We start from the raw sequence: 16,902 nt of genomic DNA on the forward strand, positions 1-16,902 counted from the left end.
TTTTTATGAAAAATATTTAAACTTAATATTGTCAATCCTTAAACAAATAATCGTTGAATTTTATTAATTAATAAGCACCTATTCAACGGTTTTTTGTTTACATCCTTTTTCCCTTTTTTGCCTTTGTTGTCATATTTTTTATAAGTGTATTTGCTGAATTTATAACAGATATAGATTGAGGTGAATATAAATCAATAAAATGCCACAAAGCAGTGGTTTTGTGCGCTTACAGGAGAGTTTCCCAAAGAAGAAAAGCTGGTGTTTCCATGCAAATATGGATTTTGGGAATATCGGCCGTGGCGAAATGAGGCCGATACAGTTTTGATTATTCGGGGTTTGAAAAATACTGATTTAGCAAAATAGGAGAGTGAGCAATTTGATTTATCAAAATTAATTCTATCAAAAGTACTAATGCAAAACCTGGAAATAAATATGGAACTGTGTATGCACTGCGACATTTGCATCACAGTTTGTGCAAAAGTTCATGCCATTACAAAAGTGAATATCGTTTATGTACTCGATAACGACAAATGCGACAAATGTGGAGCCTGTGTAAACATGTGTGTTGTGCAGGCTATTGAGGAGGTTTAGGTTGATTACAACAACTTCTGAACGGGCCTGTTCGCTTTGCTCGTGTGCTAATGGTTTAGGTAGTAGTATTTCATGGTCTCAGAGCCATGGGTTTTCTATTTGTTGCAGCAGCTTAATTGGCCCAACTCAAGTTTATACACCCCTATTTTAAGGCTAAAAGCCCACTTTTAAGACAGGTTTTTAGCCTTATCTTGCGTTGATTTAAAACCTAATCGTATGCTAAATTTTTTGATAAAAAAACGCAAGCAAATCTTATTATCTAATGTCGTTTTCAAGTGTGGCAGTCGTTACACAACTAAACTCATACAAACATTGTCATTCTGTGCATTGCGAGGAATCTGTTCCAATTTTCAAAACAATAAAAACAAAAAATATGAATACAAAAATACCACTAATTCTATCCTTACTTATACTGAGTTCGTTGTTCACCACAAATGCGCAACAATTCTGGAAAGACAAACAAGTGTACACCGTAGGTACGCAAGCTCACGCCTGCACGCATTATATTTACGCCGATGTATCATCCGCATTGGAAGGTGATTATAAAGCATCGCCGTATTATAAAGATCTTGCCGGTGACTGGAAGTTTCACTGGGCCGAAACGGTGGCAGAAAAACCCGAAGATTTTTACTTGCCAAGGTATACCGTTGATGATTGGAAAACGATTCCTGTTCCTGCTTGTTGGGAACGTCATGGTTACGGTGTTCCTTCGCACCGTGGGTTGGGAATGCGTGTTAAAGAGGAAAGTATATTAATTCCTGCAGTGCCGGAAGAGGACAATCATGTGGGAAGCTACCGAACATCTTTTACGGTTCCTGAGGGTTGGAAAGACCGACAAACTTTGCTTCATTTTAATGGCGTATCAAGTGCCTTTTACCTTTGGATAAACGGTGAATTGGTGGGTTATGATGAGGATGCCATGACCAGCTCGGTTTTTGATATTTCCAAATATCTGAAAGAGGGTGAAAATACCTTGGCAGTGCAGGTTTACCGTTGGACAACAGGCAGCTACCTCGAATCGGGCGATACCTGGACTTTTAGCGGAATTTTCAGGGATGTGTTTTTACAAAGTCGTCCCCTGGTTCAAATCAAGGATTTTTTCCTTACCTCCGATTTGGATGAAACTTACACCAATGCCTCGTTTAACGCCAAAATTAAACTCAACAATTTTAGTCAGGCGGTTCCTAAAAACTATGCTGTGGCTGTTGCTATTTATGACGATGCCGGTAAGCTGGTTTCCGAATCGGGCAACAAAAGCCCCAAAGTAGGTTGGCGCATGGGAAACCTGGGAGCAGAAACCATACTTGAATATTCAACAAATATTGAAGGCCCCAAACTCTGGTCGGCTGAATTTCCTAATTTGTATACGGTTGTATTGACTTTATTCGATGCGGATGGAAAAACAGTGGAGGTAACACAAAGCCAGTTTGGTTTTCGTAAAGTAGAAATTAAAGATTTACAAGTCCACATCAACGGGAAGCCCATAAAAATTAAGGGCGCCAATCGCGGCGAATCGCACCCTGAAACCGGGAAAACCCTGAGTGAAGCATCCATGATTCAGGACATTGTTTTAATGAAACAAAACAACTTTAACGCGGTGCGGTCCAGTCATCACCCAAACGACCCTCGCTGGTATGCGCTGTGTGATAAATACGGTTTGTATGTAATGGATGAGGCGCTGGAATCGCCCGATTATTTTATACGCGGAAATGGCTTGCCCGGAAGCGATATCAGTTGGATGGGTGCAGCTTTAGATCGTGTGGTAGCCATGGTGGAGCGTTCTAAAAATCACCCTTCCATTATTTTTTGGTCCTTGGGAAATGAATCGGGTTTTGGGCAAAATTTTGCGTTGATGAGCGATTACATTCGCCGCTTCGACCCAACACGCCCCATTTCGTACGACGGCCGCGAGACCGATTGCTGGGAGGTGAAAGACTATTTTGATATGAACAGTTCGATGTATCCGTTTATTGAAGATGACCCGGAGCAAAAGCACTGGAAATTATTGACATTTTGGGCCGAACCAAAATATGAAAAGCCCTACATTATGATAGAGTACGCCCATGCGCAAGGTAACGCAATGGGTAACTTTGCCGAGTATTGGCGTGTGGTTGAACGAAATCCTTCGTTTGTAGGTGGATACATCTGGGACTGGGTAAACCAAACCTATAATACCGAAATGCCTGACGGACGAATCCGCCAAAGTCATAAACTGGACTACCACAAGGTAGACACGATGGCAGCAGGCAAAAACTTCTCAAAATATAAGTACACCGGTAACGAATGTGCCAAAGGAGCAGTTTTTGCCGACCGTACAGAGAAACCGTTTATGCCCGAACTAAAAAAAGCGCAGCAGTACATTGCCATTTCTGCTGATGAAAGTAAAAACAACCTGTTTCGCATTAAAAACAATTACTATTTCACAAGCCTCAACGATTTTGTTGGAAGCTGGATCATACGTATGGATGGTGTTCAGGTAAAACAAGGAGAAATTCCGGCACTCAACTTAAATCCAAATGAATCGGGAAAATTTGAAGTTCAGTTCCCGAAGTTTAAAGAAGATTCGGAATATACAATTGATTTTAGCTATCGTTTAAAAGAAGATAAGCTATGGGCTGATGCAGGCCATGAAGTTGCCAAAGAGCAAATTGTGTTGCAGAACCGGACGACTTCAGAAGATACAGGCAAAGGAATAGTTGCATTAACTGAAAACGATAAAACCATTAAGGTTGAAGGAAAAGGTTTTGTTGTAAGCTTCGATAAATCATCAGGTACAATTAGCTCCATATTGTCTGGCGGAAATGAACTGATTGCGCAGGATGGAGAGGTGAAAGGTCCGAAATTAAATGTATATCGTTCACCCGTCGAGAACGACAATAAGGATTATAAAATGAGTTGGTTTAAAGCTTCGTTAAATAACTTAAACGAGAAAACAGTTTCGGTAAAAGCGTCACAGCCTGAAGCATCGAAAGTTAGCGTTGCTGTTAGTAAAGAATTTGTTTCTGATTCAGGACGTTTTATACACGAATGTATGTACGAGATTGGCGGTAACGGCAGTGTAAAAATCGATAACAAGGTAATCCCAACAGGTTTTGATGATTTATTGTCGCTGCCACGCGTGGGCTTAAAGTTGGGTTTGGTTGAAGGATTGGAAAAGGTACAATGGTATGGCCGCGGACCCCACGAAAACTATCCCGATAGAAATGAATCGGCACATCTGGGAATATACGAATCAACTGCAAGCGAAATGTTTGTACCGTATGTGGTACCTCAGGAATGTGGCGGACGTTCGGATACACGTTGGTTAAAGTTGGGATTTAAAAACGAAAAGAAACCGGTAGTTCACATCCAATCGGATAAGCCTTTCCAGTTTTCGGCTTTGCATTACGATGCTACCGATATGGACAAAGCCAGCCGACCTTCTTTTATGAACCCCAGAAAAGAAACGATTTTATGTGTCGACGCTGAGATTTTAGGGCTTGGAAATGCAAGTTGCGGACCACCTCCGTTAAGCCGGTATCTGCTTCCCGTAAAAGAATACGCATTTAGTTTTACAATAAAAGTGGTACAAGAATAAATACATAACAACCGGTTAAGTCGGCCACCGAGGCGTAAGGAAAAGGTTTCATTTCTTATCATAGTTTAAGGATTTTCGAGAATATGCACGATACCTTTGTACTGGATATTTACCAGACATGAGATATGAAAAGAAAAGACTTTATGCTTAAAATGCTGGCAGCTTTGCCTGCAACCTCAATTGCTATGAATTTAACTGAATTAAAAACACTCGCCGGCTCGTTGGAAGCTACCCCAAAAATGCCGGTACTTTTTTTGGGACATGGCAGCCCCATGAATGCCATCGAAGAAAACAAATTTGTACAGGGATTTCGAAAAATATCGAATGGCATCGAGAGTCCAAAGGCAATTTTGTGTATTTCAGCGCATTGGGAAACGCAGGGGACAAAGGTTACGGCCATGCAAAATCCACGAACTATTCACGACTTTGGAGGTTTCCCTAAAACCTTGTATGAAGTGCAGTACCCGGCACCTGGTAATCCGCAGCTGGCGAAAGAAGTTAGCGAAATCAGCAAAACTTCTGGCATACAACTGGATGAGAGTTGGGGCCTCGATCATGGTGCATGGTCGGTAATAAAACACATGTACCCCCAAGCTGATGTTCCTGTAATTCAGCTGAGCCTTGATTACGCCAAAACACCACAGCAACACTACGAACTGGCAAAGGAATTGACACCGCTTCGTTCAAAAGGCATTTTAATTGTGGGCAGCGGAAATCTGGTGCACAACCTGGGGGCAATCGACTGGCGCAAATTAAACGAATCTTACGCTTTTGACTGGGCAAAAGAGGCCAGTGCAAAAATGAACCGCTTTATTTTAAATGGTGATCACCAGAATCTAATTGCTTACAAAAAACACGGTAAGGCTTTTGAATTGGCCATTCCAACGCCCGAACATTATTTGCCTTTGTTGTATGTACTGGCATTACAGCAAAAAAACGAAACAGTATACCTTTTTAATGATGAGCCACTTGGTGGTTCGTTAACAATGACTTCGGTTCGGATTGGTTAATAATTAGCGGCTATTTGATGGCCAATTATCCTGAAATAGCTCGCTTTAGTGAAGTAGAATTGGTAACCTTTTATAAACGATTAAAAATAAACACGATATTAATTCTATATTTAGAAGATGAATTCTGGCATCAGAAAATATCGTTTTATGGATGGTTTAAACCATGAGTTTGAACTGCTTGACTTGGGCGAGCGTTTTGAAGAAAAAAGTGCCCTGATGACTGTGCCTCACCGTGCCCAGTTCTACCATATTATTTGGATTGAAAAAGGGAAGGGGACACATTATGTGGATTTTGATCCCATTGAGCTGGAAGATAATATGGTGATTTTTATTCCGTACAACAGTGTAAATCAATTTGATAAAAACGGAACCTACAAGGGCAGGGCTATTATTTTTACCGACGATTTTTTCTCGAAAAACGAACAGGATAACCGCTTTCTTCGCTCAAGTATTTTGTTTAGCGATCTTTACCCAACAGGTATTGTGCGGGTTAATCCACAGTTTTCTGATTTACAGGTGTTTCTGAATGCCATAGAAACCGAATTTTTAAAAGAATACGATCGTGCCCAGTTTCAGATTTTGCATAACATGTTGCATATTTTTTTGTTGCAAGCCGAACGAGAATTACGCAAACAGGGGCATAAAGAACTAAAACCAAGTATAAACCTTGATTATGTTATTCTTTTTAAAGATTTACTGGAGCAAAACTACAGAAAAGAAAAGTCAGTTAATAAATATGCCGCTGATTTGAGTATTTCGGATAAGCAACTGCACAAAGCCACAAAAGCCTTGTTTGATAAAACACCCAAACAGGTAATTGATGAGCGCGTGTTGTTGGAAGCCAAACGACTTGTGGTACACACTGCCTTAAGTATTAAAGAAATTGCCTACGAGTTGGGTTATGACGAGCCAACAAATTTTATCAAATATTTCAGAAAACACACTGGGGTAACGCCTTCTGAGTTTCGCGCTTCCTTCTAATTGCTCCTGTTAACTTGTTTTTTTATCAGTGTTTTGATTGTGCAATGCCGCATGCCCGGGAGAAATCTACCTTACTTGGGCGTAAATTTACCTTTCGCAGATTTTCATTTCCCTTCATTTTTGCATGGTAGAATTTTAGTAACAACAAAATAAATTATCACCATGCAAAAATTAGTATTAACAGTAATTATTCTTGCCACCGTTTTTGCGGCTCTGGCAAACAAAAGCGAAACAGTAATGGAAAAATCAAACAAACAAAAGGTAGCCGAACTTTTAAAAGCGATTGAAACCGGAGCCAAAGCGCCCGTCGCCTACATTAATCACGAAAAGTATATTCAACACAACCAGGCAGTGGCCGACGGCTTGGCTGGTTTTGGCAGTGTAATGGGGCAGCTGCATGAGGCAGCAGCAGCTAATCCGGCGCTAACACCCAAGGTAAACACCGTGCGTATTTTTGAAGATGGCAATTATGTAATTGCTCATACCGAATACAATTTCTTCGGACCAAAAATAGGTTTCGATATTTTTCGTTTTGAAAATGGTTTAATTGTGGAACACTGGGATAACCTGCAGGAAATTGCAACAGAAACAGCATCGGGGCGCACACAAACCGACGGCCCAACAGAAGTGGCAGACCTTAATAAAACAGCAGTAAACAAGCAGTTGGTAGAAAACTTGGTAAATGATGTGTTTTTGGGTGCTGCCCCTGAAAAAATTACCGACTACATATCAACCGAAAAATACGACCAACACAACCCGGGAGTAAAAGATGGTTTGGCTGGTTTAGGCGAAGCGTTAAAGGCATTGGCTGAGGCCGGAACTCAAATGGTTTTTGAAAAAAATCACCTTGTTTTGGGCGAAGGGAACTTTGTGTTGTCGGTATCAGAGGGAGTATTTATGAAAGAGAAAGTTTCATTTTACGACCTTTTCAGAATTGAAAACGGCAAGGTGGTGGAACACTGGGATACCATTGAGAAAATTCTACCTGCCTCGGAAGCCAAAAACAGCAACGGAAAATTTAACTTTTAAGATCAACTCAGTGCTCCGGCAACAAACTCACCCCGTAATTGTATTGCGGGGTGAATGCTGAAGCCTAAGAATAATAAAATGAAACGAGCAGGTAAAACTTTACACCCGAATGGATTAGACCAGCAAATATTAAACATATATTGCATGTATTTGAAATACAGAAGGTTAACTTAATTATGTTCAGATGAAAAAAGTGTTGAGGTTTTTAAAAGAAGCAGAAGTTCAGTACCTGGCCACCATTGGGCTGGATGGAAAACCCAAAGTACGTCCTTTTCAGTTTATGTTTGAAAACGATGGAAAACTTTGGTTTTGTACCGGAAACACAAAAGCGGTTTACAACGAATTGCAAAAGCAACCTTATGTTGAGTTTTGCGCATCAGGCCAAGGAATGTCGTGGATGCGCCTGAAGGCCAAAGTGGTTTTTGCAGACGATTTAGCCATAAAAGCCAAAGTTTTAGAACACAGTACGTTGGTAAAGAGCATTTACAAAACTCCCGATAATCCTTCTTTTGAGGTTTTTTATTTAGCCGAAGCAACAGCAAGCATTTCTGCAATTGGAAAAAGCCCCGAAATCGTTCATTTGTAGCATAGTTGTTACCTTTCGCCCCCTTAATTAGCCGGCAAACAACCCCGCTTTGGGTAGGTAGTTTAATCTATATTTGTTTTTTATGATAACGGTTTTGTGCTACGGACAAATAGGCATGTGCCAACTTAGCACAAGCAATTAAATACCTAATGTGAAAGATATGTGTAGAATGAAGAATGTAATTTTTTGGAGCCTGCTGTTGGTGGCGCAAATGAGTTGGGCGCAGAATGCAGAAAAGCTAATGTTATACCGCACCGATTTTAAGGCTATTTCAGGAGATAATACGGTTTCGGTAACCAGTTACGAAAAAAATAACAAGCATTTTGTTTATGCCGGTGGTTTTAACGACATCGATGTATATGAATTAAACGATGCCGGTGAGCTAACACCTGTCAGTTCGCATGAAATGTACAAGAAAAAAGGGCCTGCGAGAGGAATGGTTGCCGACCGGATTAAGGGTACCGATTTTCTTTTTGTGGCCAACAAGTTTGGCGATGCCATCGAGGTTTTTAAAATTCTTGACTCAGGAGCGCTCCAAAATGTGTTTAAGGTTTTTGATACCGAAGAGACTCACATTGGTATTAGTATTACGCTTCAGGTCGTTCACATGAAAGAGGCTTCGTACCTTTTTGCAGGCGGACTGGAAGAAACCCCGGGTTTGTCGTGCTTCAAAATTCACGACGACGGAAAACTTACACACGTGCAATCGGTAAAGGATGACGAAAAAATTCATACCGATGGTATTATCGGGATGTTTACCCACAAAATTGATGGGAAAACCTATCTGTACACCGGTGGCTTTCAGGATAACGGTTTAAGCAGTTTTAGAGTTTTTGACAATGGAAAATTTAAAAACCTGAATAACATCAGCGATAATACCACCGACCGCTTTCTAACCGGAGCCTATCCGGTAACCGGCGTTAAGATGGGCGAGAATTATTATGTGATAGCTGGCCACAGGCATCATAAATATTATACACGAAAAGGTTTTATCAAAAAAACAGATTTTGTTTACCATGGCGATGCAGTAAGTGTTTTTAAGGTGAACAAAAAAGGCGAACTTGTTCCGCATTCGGTTTTAAAAGACGATGAAAGCACCAAACTCGCCGGACAAACGCGGATTGAAATTGTTTCGTCGGGTGATGAAGAGACAATTTTAGCAGTAGGTACACGCGATGATGCAAGTATTCAGCTGTGCCGGTTAAACAAAGACGGAATTCTTAGTCCTGTAAGCTACCTTGAAACCGGTTATTCCATTTATTACGGACTGAGGTCGCATAAAATTGGTAACAAAAATTTTCTCCTGGCAGGCTCTAATCGAATGGATATGAAAAGAATTGTTGCCTACGAGCTAAAGCCTGAAGAGTTAAATTACTCGGGAAAAGTTTTACGGCATGTGGTGAGCTTTAAATTAAAAAAAGACGCCAATTCAAAATTAGTGAAAGAAGCTTTGGCTGCTTTTGAAAACTTTAAAAATGAAATACCTGAAATTAGCCGTATGGAGTGGGGATTTAACGACAGTACCGAAGGCCTGAGTAAGGGTTTTGACTGCTGTTTTACTATCAGCTTTAACGATATGCACGGGCGCGAAAAATATGTTTTTCATGAGGCGCATTTGCTTGCCGGAAAGAAAATTGTGCCATTGCTTGATGATGTTTTTGTAATGGATTACTGGACGGGTAATTAATTGTTTCGGTTTTTTTTTAGAGAATAGGAAATCGTTGGGCAGGCGTGATGCTAAAAACTTATTGTTTTTAACGCACCTGCCTTTTTTTTGCTTTTAAGCAACCGTAAAAACTTATTTCCGATTTTAAAAAACAGTTACCCGAACAAGCAAAATACAAATCAGGAAAAATAAAACATTCTCTCCCCCGAATTTGCCGATAAATAACCCCAGTAAAACAATCGTGTTTGGCTTATTTTTGAAGGACATTAAATGAACTTTTTGTTATGAATTTGAAAATCACTTGCAGTATTATTTTTATGCTTTTTTCGCTTTTTAGCTGGGCACAGCCTACATTCAAACCCGGACAAGACCCTAAGCCTGAAAGTAAAAAATGGGTTGCGGTAAATTATTTATCTGACGAATTTGAGGGCCAGATTCCCGATTTGGAAAAATGGCAGATTGAGCCAATTGGCAACGACTGGGTGTGGGACGGAAGGCCCCCGGCATTGTTTAAAGCCGAAAATGTAAAAGTAAAAAGCGGAAAGCTTCAGGTAACTGTGGGTAAGCTGGATGAGGTGCTTGAAAAGAACGGTAAAATATTTACACATCAGGGCGGCATTGTTCGGTCGATAAAACCCGGAAACGTTGGTATGTATTTCGAATGTAAAATGAAGGCCAATGCTACCGTAATGTCATCAACATTTTGGTTAATGACAAAATACGACTGTTACAAAAAACTGGAAACTGATATTCAGGAATGTGTTGGCCGAACTACCGAACTTACGCACAGTTGGGCACAAGGCTGGGATAGCATTTTTCACTCAAATGCTATTCACCGACCAACCGAGTGTGTTGAAAAACTGCAGCTTCAGGATGCTGTAAAACTTGCCGTGCCGAACCACCAAAAATTTTATGTGTATGCAGCCTGGTGGAAATCGCCCCATGAAATTCAGTTTTTTCTCGATGGTGAATATCAATACTCCATTAATCCGAAAGTAGAGTGGGATATGCCCGCCTTTATTCATATGGCCATTGAAACGTACGACTGGAATCCGATACCTGCTGAAGGAGGACTGGTTGAAAGCGGTACGCACGAGCAACGAACAACACTGTACGAGTGGGTGCGTACCTGGAAACTCGAATAAGATAATTTTTAAGAAATATCAGTCCTGCGATACATCCTTCAGCCGCTGTAATACATTTGTTTGTGGCTGAATTAAACTGAATTTCGTTTGGGGATACTACTCAGGTAATTTTCGCTTAAATGCTCCATGGCGTGCTCAATCCTTGCCACAGCTGCTTGCTTATCCCGAGGGAATTTGGCGTCAAAAGCTACCGTGTTAAGCGCATGAATACCCATGTAGTCTGTTTCAATATCAATTAACTCTATCAATTTTTTTTGTTCTTCGAGCACTTCCTGCTCGGTGGCAGGAGTAAAATTTCCGTTTACAACTTCATTGGCCAATTCGCTTTCACCGAAAGCTCCCAGTGTGGTGGGAACTACGCCTTTGGGTTTGGTTGCATTAATAATTTTGGCCGTTTCAATGGCATTCTCAATTCCTTTTCCGCTACCGGCAGCCCCATACATAAAGCCAAACATATAGCTTATTCCAGCCTTGTTAAGCCGTTGCAGCTGGGCGTAAGCTTCTTCCTGCGAAAAACCCTTCTTCATAAACTGAAGTGTTTGTGCATGACCGGTTTCAACACCAACCCATAAATCGCTAATCTTTAAACGTTTTAATTCTGCAAGCTCATCATCGGTCTTTCCTTTAATATTGTTGATTGATGCATACATGCTAATTGTTTCAATTTCAGGAAAGTATCGGATGATTAATTCGGCAATTGGCTTTAATCTTCCGGCCGAAAGAACAAAAGCATCGCCATTTACAAGAAATATGCGTTTAACATTTTTGTAAAGTTGGCGCGCTTCCTGAAGGTCTTTTTCTACCTGTTCTAATTTTTCCATTGAAAAACGAACGTCGCGGTACATGGTGCAAAATGTACATTTGTTATGTGCGCATCCTACAGTTACTTGTAAAAGTGGGGTGTTTGCCTCGTAGGGCGGCCTGTATATGGGTCCTGTAAATTTCATTTCTTGTATTTTTCTAAAAGAACTTCAGTTGCTTTAATCAGTTGCTCAATTTCGGTTTGCTTGTATGCAGCCGGATGGGCTTTTGCATAATTTCCGCTGTCGTTGTCAAAGTATTGTCCACTCCTGGCCATATGCTCTTTGGCCGTTGCCAGTTCATACAAAATATCGGCACCTTTATTGGCAGCCGACCACGATCGGCCAAAGGCTTCCTGTACCATTTTAGTATTTAGTAACGAACCCGGGTTTACGGCTATAACAGTAGTGTTTTTAAGTTGGCCGGCCAAATAAAAACTCCACATGGTTAAAGCGAGCTTGCTCATGGCATAGGTCGTGTTATCAGGTAAAGGCACTGTTCCGGCTAAAGCATCATAGGAAATGGCCGATTGTGCAGCCGAACTCAGGTTGATAATTCTAGACCCGATGGTAATACCCAATACAGGAAGCAGGCGTTTGGTAAGTAGAAAAGGGGCAAGGTAATTAACCACAAATCGCATATCCAAACCATCCTTGTTACTTTGAACCGGACTTTTATAAACCCCTGCATTGTTGATTAGTACATCCAGCCGCGGAATGCGTTCGGCTATTTCTGTGGCCAATTGATTTACTGCATCAAAATCAGACAAGTCGGCAACAAAACCATTTACCGCCTCGTTGCCCGATACCTTTTTTACTTCCAAAATTGCTTCCTTCAGTTTTTTGGGGTTTCTTCCGTGAAGGTGCACCGAGTGGCCATTGGTGGCCAGTTGAATAGCTGCCAGCTTACCAATGCCATCAGTACTTCCGCTTATAAAAATTTGTTTTTGCATAGCTGTTTTTAAATGAAGAATTTTAAATGGGCTTGCGTCCTTTTTTTCCTATAACTATGTGCTTAATTAATTTGGTACGTACCGGTAGTTCGAATGTAAATAATACAAGCTGTATCATTATTGTTCGACAGTACATGATACGATTTCTTCTCAGAACTAAACAGACTGCCCGGTGTCATTGCGCTTGTTTTTTCCAACCCGGGATGATGGTATTGTGGTTCACCTTTAATAATAACAGCTCTAAAAGGAGCATCATTTGTAATTATTTTACCCGAAAAACCAGGTGGAAGAAACAAAAAGGTACCATTTAATTCGTTGGCCTGAAGTTCTCCCCATAAAAAGGCAACTTTTGTTCCTTTGCCACTGCCTGTTCCAATAAACCTTAGTTGACTTTCTTCTACCCAAACAATATTTGATTGGTCAAGGTTGAGTGGCCGTTCTCCCGAATCAAAATGCTCATCCTCAGGATGTACAAGGTAGGGGCCTTCGTCAATTTCAACATAAGCCAGGGTATTAGCTCCCAAGGCTGCTGTAACGTGTACTTCGCCTTTGGGTTGGGTCCAGAACGAGCCAGCCGGCATCCACATATTTGCGGCTTGCGAGTCGTCGTTATGAATAAATCCCTGGATTACAATACCGCGGTACGATACATTGTGAATGTGCGGTGGCGATTTAAACCCTTCGCTGGGCTTTAGTAAAAAGCCTGTAGCTTCAGTTCCGTTTCTGTCGCCCCATAGCGTGCCGGCTTTTGGTGCCAAATCACCACGTTTCGGGTTTAAGTGTGTCCACTCTACCTCGGTTGCCAGTTTTATATGGTAAGTGGGGGTGATGCTATTCGCAGCTTCCACCGGGGTACTGGTTGTTTGTGCAGCAGCCATTATGCTGCAAGCAAGTATAAGTGCAATGATGTACAAAGCAATTTTTTTATGCATGTTTTTAAACTAATGTAATTACTTCTTCTTCCGGCAATCTTGATTTTGGCGTTTTATCAGGAGTGTTAAAGTCTGTTTCTTTACGGTAGCCCAACGAAACAACGCCAACGGCCGTAAAACCTTTTTCGCGCAATCCAAACTCTTCATCAATTTGCTTCATATCTAAACCTTCCATTGGCAGGGCATCAATACCTAATGCAGCAACACCAAGTAATAAATTTCCCATGTTCATGTACACTTGTTTTTCCATCCAATGCTGCAGGTCTTTGTAGTCGTATCGGTGCATATTGGCAAAAATATTTCGTGCACCAAACACCATTTGTTTTATTTCTTCGTTAGGGTAGCGGCCATCTTTTTCTTCCTGATCCAGCAGGTGCAACATATAATTTTGGTCGGCATCGGTTCGGGCACAAAAAACAATAACATGCGATGCATCTTTAACTTTAGCTTCATTAAACTGGTAAAAACCCTGGGTGCCTTTGGTAATTCTTTCTTTTCCTTCGTTTGTGCTGGCAATAATAAAATGCCAGGGCTGAATGTTGGTACTCGATGGACTCATGCGAAGCAAGCTTTTTACCTGCTTAAAATCTTCATTGCTAATTTTTTTTGTTGAATCAAATTCTTTTGTAGAATAACGCCAGTTTAAAATTTCAGTAATATTCATTTCGTTCTATTAAAATTTGTAATAATTCTGTTTTTAGCCTTTAATTGCTTTCACGAGTTTTTTTACAAATGCTTTTGCATTAAAAACTATGCGACAAAACTAAGCTGAATATCTTTGATGTAATTGTATTTAAATTGGTTCTTGTGGTATTTGTATTGTAATTAAGGCATTGTTCGGCTGAAAATGCTCGTAAAATTTATGAAATATTAAAATGAATGTTAGTTTTGTGAAGTTTTGTGTAATAAAAATACAATGATAACAAGAGCGATTGAAAATTTTTTGGAGGTACATGTTGAGGATTTTGTAGAATGGGAAAAGCGCCCATACAAAAACAACTTTTTTGAAATTGTATATGTTGAAAAGGGAGCCGGCACGCAGTGTATTAATCAACATCAGTTTGAATACCGGGAGGGAAATATATTTCTGCTGCCTCCGCTTGATTGTCATTCATTTAATATAAGTGAGCCATCACGTTTTTATTTTATTCGTTTTACCGATCATTATTTTTTGAGCAATAAGCATTTGGCCGATTACAATAATTGGTTTGACAAAATAACCTACATACTTGCAAATTACAACCGGATACCCGGCGACATAATTGCCTCCGACCGCGAGCGCCAGTTTATAATCAGCAACATTAATTTTATTTACCAGGAATATTTACTGGCCGACAGTTATTCGGAGTCGGTTATAGCAGGCGCAATCGCTTCTATTTTAAATATTTTGGCCCGAAGTATTGAAAAACGCTATGTGGAACAGGCTGGAGAAACGGATAATCGTTTTGGGGAAATTATTCGCTTTGTAAATACTCATATTGTTGATAATGAAAAGCTTCGTATCCCTTTTTTAGCAGATATGTTTGGCGTTTCCAAAACCTATTTTTCTTCGTATTTTAAAAAACAGGCCGGCGTCAGCCTTGCTGATTATATTTTAAAATCAAAACTTAAAATTGTAGAAACGAAAGTGCTGCACACCGATTTAAGCATAAAGGAAATTGCTTATCAAATGAATTTTACAGACAGTAGTCATTTGGCCCGTTCGTTTAAAAAAGCATATGGAATGACTATTCGTGAATTTAAGCAAAGCGGAAAGATTCATTGCGCCTAAAGCAATGTTCTTTATCAGCTTAAGGGTTAAGGTTGTTAGGTATAGTTATTGAAAATCAGTGCGTAATGGTTTGTTCGCAATCTCTTTTTAGTTAAAACAGATTTCCGGATGAAATTAGTGCATAAAAAATCCTAACTCTTTTATTCAAAAAGTTAGGATAATTTGGTGCCCAGTAAAGGACGATGTTGTGTTTTATTATGCTCTTAAAATCAGAAGGTTATAGACCACTGAAAATTTTGTTCTCGGTAAAGTCTCTTCTAAATTTCAATAAAGTTATATCTGGAATAAAATAAGGAAAAAGTAAGAAATATAATGTTATTCTGCCTATGTATATCTAGATAACTCTTTGAATATGCCTGATAAATAGAAATACCCCTGGTTTAGCAGGGATGCTTTTTCACCTAACTAAATTAGGATCTCTATGAAAAAAACTGGTTACAAGATCTTTGTGCTTGTAACAAATGCTTATACGAATAATGAAGTAGGATTGTTTTACGGAGGATTGATAATATTTCATAATGGCAAACATGCAAAGCAGAGGATATTTTAATGATCGTTCCTTCATTCATAAAGACAGCTAAATTATAGAGGAAGAAATTTTTATTTACTATCAAGAACAATACTCCACCACGTGAAATTTGCTTTCAAAGGATTCTAAGGAAACTAAGAATGCTTATTCCATAAGAAAAAATAATAGGGCCAAAAGAACAATTAGCTCAAGTATTTTAGTGCGAAGACGTCATGTGATGGTAAAAAAGCTTAACAATAAATAGCATTTATATTTATCATATTTCCCGATGTGTTATAAAACATATTTTATAACTATCATTAATTCAGTTGAATAGCCTCTGGTTTTAACAAAACCAATTTTTGTTAGGATGGTTTTTGGATTTGTTTCTATAATTGGTCAACCAATTTTAGGTAACTGGTCAACCAATTAAAAAGTGGGTTGAATTTTTAACAATTTGAACCACATGTTACCAGCAAAACTAAGAAACTATGAATATACTAGAGAATTTTAAAACCATAGAAGTTGAAAGCCCGGTAGATAAAATTATAAAGCAGATTCGTAATTCAATCGTGTCAGGGCAATTAAAACCTGGTGATAAATTACCCTCGGAAAGAAAACTTTCAGAATCATTTGGTATTGGACGAACATACGTCCGCGACGCCATAAAAAAGCTCGAATTTTATGGTATTCTTAAAACACTTCCTCAAAGTGGAACAATCGTTTCGGGCGCCGATATTTCTGCAATGGAAGGATTAATTGCAGATGTTATTAAACTGAGCGAAAATGATTTTTTCCATTTGGTGGAAACACGAGTGGTGATGGAAACCTACGCCTGTGGGCAAGCCGCAATCCGCCGTTCATCGCGCGATATTGCCGATTTAGAAGAAAAACTCGACGAATATAAACAACGCGTAGATGCCAATTTACCCGGTGTTAAGGAAGACTTCAATTTTCATCTTAAAATAGCAGAGGCCAGCCAGAATATGGTAATTAAATCCCTCATGCTGATTTTAATTCCAGATATTCTTGAGATTTACCGGAAATTAAATGTGTGTGGCGAAGGCCGATTCTATAAATCATTTGATGAGCATAAAGTAATTCTCGACTGCATTATTAAACAAGATTCCCGGGGAGCTGAAGAAGCCATGCGCATTCACTTAAAAGATGTGGCAGAATTTAGTTTGTCGTACAAAGGAGAAGAGTAATTAATCAAAGTATAAATGTGTTAAGGAGCTTCACTTTTAAGCTCTCTGAACTAAAATCTTTAATAAATTATGGAAACTAAGAATACTAGCTAAAATCAAAAATCTAAGTAAAAAAGGGATTAAACAAAAAAGGAAAGGCTTAAGA

General features: G+C 39.6%; 14 protein-coding genes. 10 read left to right on the forward strand and 4 right to left on the reverse strand.

The features are described from left to right. The first annotated feature begins 411 nt into the window (after positions 1-411). The 8 genes from QZ574_RS03130 (at position 412) to QZ574_RS03165 (ending at position 10,585) form a co-directional block, all read left to right on the forward strand. The gene (locus tag QZ574_RS03130; RefSeq protein WP_297086682.1) at positions 412-591 is read left to right on the forward strand and encodes a 4Fe-4S binding protein; all 180 of its coding nucleotides are present in this window, start codon (positions 412-414) and stop codon (positions 589-591) included. Positions 592-964: 373 nt separating this feature from the next. Next, the gene (locus QZ574_RS03135; protein ID WP_297086684.1) at positions 965-4,168 is read left to right on the forward strand and encodes a glycoside hydrolase family 2 TIM barrel-domain containing protein; all 3,204 of its coding nucleotides are present in this window, start codon (positions 965-967) and stop codon (positions 4,166-4,168) included. A gap of 125 nt (positions 4,169-4,293) precedes the next feature. Beyond that, complete coding sequence (gene ygiD / locus QZ574_RS03140) at positions 4,294-5,178, forward strand: 4,5-DOPA dioxygenase extradiol (RefSeq protein ID WP_297086686.1); 885 nt, start codon at positions 4,294-4,296, stop codon at positions 5,176-5,178. Between the two features lie 147 nt (positions 5,179-5,325). Beyond that, positions 5,326-6,159 carry a helix-turn-helix transcriptional regulator gene (locus QZ574_RS03145; protein ID WP_297086688.1) on the forward strand — a complete coding sequence of 278 codons (834 nt, stop codon included), beginning with the start codon at positions 5,326-5,328 and terminating at the stop codon, positions 6,157-6,159. A gap of 162 nt (positions 6,160-6,321) precedes the next feature. Continuing rightward, complete coding sequence (locus tag QZ574_RS03150; RefSeq protein ID WP_297086690.1) at positions 6,322-7,188, forward strand: hypothetical protein; 867 nt, start codon at positions 6,322-6,324, stop codon at positions 7,186-7,188. Positions 7,189-7,372: 184 nt separating this feature from the next. Beyond that, on the forward strand, positions 7,373-7,774 hold the full coding sequence (locus tag QZ574_RS03155; RefSeq protein WP_297086692.1) for a pyridoxamine 5'-phosphate oxidase family protein: 402 nt from the start codon (positions 7,373-7,375) through the stop codon (positions 7,772-7,774). A gap of 169 nt (positions 7,775-7,943) precedes the next feature. Beyond that, a complete protein-coding gene (locus QZ574_RS03160; RefSeq protein WP_297086693.1) occupies positions 7,944-9,461 on the forward strand; it encodes a Dabb family protein in 1,518 nt (505 codons plus the stop codon). A gap of 263 nt (positions 9,462-9,724) precedes the next feature. After that, complete coding sequence (locus QZ574_RS03165; RefSeq protein ID WP_297086695.1) at positions 9,725-10,585, forward strand: hypothetical protein; 861 nt, start codon at positions 9,725-9,727, stop codon at positions 10,583-10,585. A gap of 71 nt (positions 10,586-10,656) precedes the next feature. On the opposite strand, the gene QZ574_RS03170 is transcribed toward QZ574_RS03165, so the two are convergent. The 4 genes from QZ574_RS03170 to nfsB all read right to left on the reverse strand — a co-directional run bounded on the left by QZ574_RS03170 (position 10,657) and on the right by nfsB (position 13,934). Next, entirely contained in the window at positions 10,657-11,532 is an 876-nt protein-coding gene (locus QZ574_RS03170) for a radical SAM protein (RefSeq protein WP_297086697.1), read from the reverse strand. Continuing rightward, on the reverse strand, positions 11,529-12,338 hold the full coding sequence (locus tag QZ574_RS03175) for an SDR family NAD(P)-dependent oxidoreductase (RefSeq protein WP_297086698.1): 810 nt from the start codon (positions 12,336-12,338) through the stop codon (positions 11,529-11,531). Before QZ574_RS03175 ends, QZ574_RS03170 begins: the two co-directional genes overlap by 4 nt. A 62-nt stretch (positions 12,339-12,400) precedes the next feature. After that, complete coding sequence (locus QZ574_RS03180) at positions 12,401-13,270, reverse strand: DUF4437 domain-containing protein (protein WP_297086699.1); 870 nt, start codon at positions 13,268-13,270, stop codon at positions 12,401-12,403. Positions 13,271-13,274: 4 nt separating this feature from the next. Continuing rightward, positions 13,275-13,934 carry an oxygen-insensitive NAD(P)H nitroreductase gene (gene nfsB / locus QZ574_RS03185; RefSeq protein WP_297086701.1) on the reverse strand — a complete coding sequence of 220 codons (660 nt, stop codon included), beginning with the start codon at positions 13,932-13,934 and terminating at the stop codon, positions 13,275-13,277. Positions 13,935-14,186: 252 nt separating this feature from the next. Here nfsB and QZ574_RS03190 point away from each other — a divergent pair, with 252 nt between their 5' ends. Both QZ574_RS03190 and QZ574_RS03195 read left to right on the forward strand, forming a co-directional pair. Then, positions 14,187-15,041: an AraC family transcriptional regulator gene (locus QZ574_RS03190; RefSeq protein ID WP_297086703.1), complete on the forward strand. Its 855-nt coding sequence runs from the start codon at positions 14,187-14,189 to the stop codon at positions 15,039-15,041. A 999-nt stretch (positions 15,042-16,040) separates the two neighbouring features. Beyond that, positions 16,041-16,757 (forward strand): FadR/GntR family transcriptional regulator, encoded by a 717-nt coding sequence (locus QZ574_RS03195; protein ID WP_297086705.1) that lies wholly within the window; start codon positions 16,041-16,043, stop codon positions 16,755-16,757. The last annotated feature ends 145 nt before the right edge of the window (positions 16,758-16,902 follow it).

Source organism: uncultured Draconibacterium sp. (assembly GCF_913063105.1).
GTDB lineage: Bacteria > Bacteroidota > Bacteroidia > Bacteroidales > Prolixibacteraceae > Draconibacterium.

Excerpts from the sequence above, each read along its gene's own strand:
- QZ574_RS03180 (WP_297086699.1), bottom strand. The coding sequence starts at position 13,270 with ATGCATAAAAAAATTGCTTTGTACATCATTGCACTTATACTTGCTTGC.
- nfsB (WP_297086701.1), bottom strand. The coding sequence starts at position 13,934 with ATGAATATTACTGAAATTTTAAACTGGCGTTATTCTACAAAAGAATTT.
- QZ574_RS03190 (WP_297086703.1), top strand. The coding sequence starts at position 14,187 with ATGATAACAAGAGCGATTGAAAATTTTTTGGAGGTACATGTTGAGGAT.
- QZ574_RS03170 (WP_297086697.1), bottom strand. The coding sequence starts at position 11,532 with ATGAAATTTACAGGACCCATATACAGGCCGCCCTACGAGGCAAACACC.
- QZ574_RS03135 (WP_297086684.1), top strand. The coding sequence starts at position 965 with ATGAATACAAAAATACCACTAATTCTATCCTTACTTATACTGAGTTCG.
- QZ574_RS03145 (WP_297086688.1), top strand. The coding sequence starts at position 5,326 with ATGGATGGTTTAAACCATGAGTTTGAACTGCTTGACTTGGGCGAGCGT.
- ygiD (WP_297086686.1), top strand. The coding sequence starts at position 4,294 with ATGAAAAGAAAAGACTTTATGCTTAAAATGCTGGCAGCTTTGCCTGCA.
- QZ574_RS03195 (WP_297086705.1), top strand. The coding sequence starts at position 16,041 with ATGAATATACTAGAGAATTTTAAAACCATAGAAGTTGAAAGCCCGGTA.
- QZ574_RS03130 (WP_297086682.1), top strand. The coding sequence starts at position 412 with ATGCAAAACCTGGAAATAAATATGGAACTGTGTATGCACTGCGACATT.
- QZ574_RS03165 (WP_297086695.1), top strand. The coding sequence starts at position 9,725 with ATGAATTTGAAAATCACTTGCAGTATTATTTTTATGCTTTTTTCGCTT.
- QZ574_RS03150 (WP_297086690.1), top strand. The coding sequence starts at position 6,322 with ATGCAAAAATTAGTATTAACAGTAATTATTCTTGCCACCGTTTTTGCG.
- QZ574_RS03175 (WP_297086698.1), bottom strand. The coding sequence starts at position 12,338 with ATGCAAAAACAAATTTTTATAAGCGGAAGTACTGATGGCATTGGTAAG.
- QZ574_RS03160 (WP_297086693.1), top strand. The coding sequence starts at position 7,944 with ATGAAGAATGTAATTTTTTGGAGCCTGCTGTTGGTGGCGCAAATGAGT.
- QZ574_RS03155 (WP_297086692.1), top strand. The coding sequence starts at position 7,373 with ATGAAAAAAGTGTTGAGGTTTTTAAAAGAAGCAGAAGTTCAGTACCTG.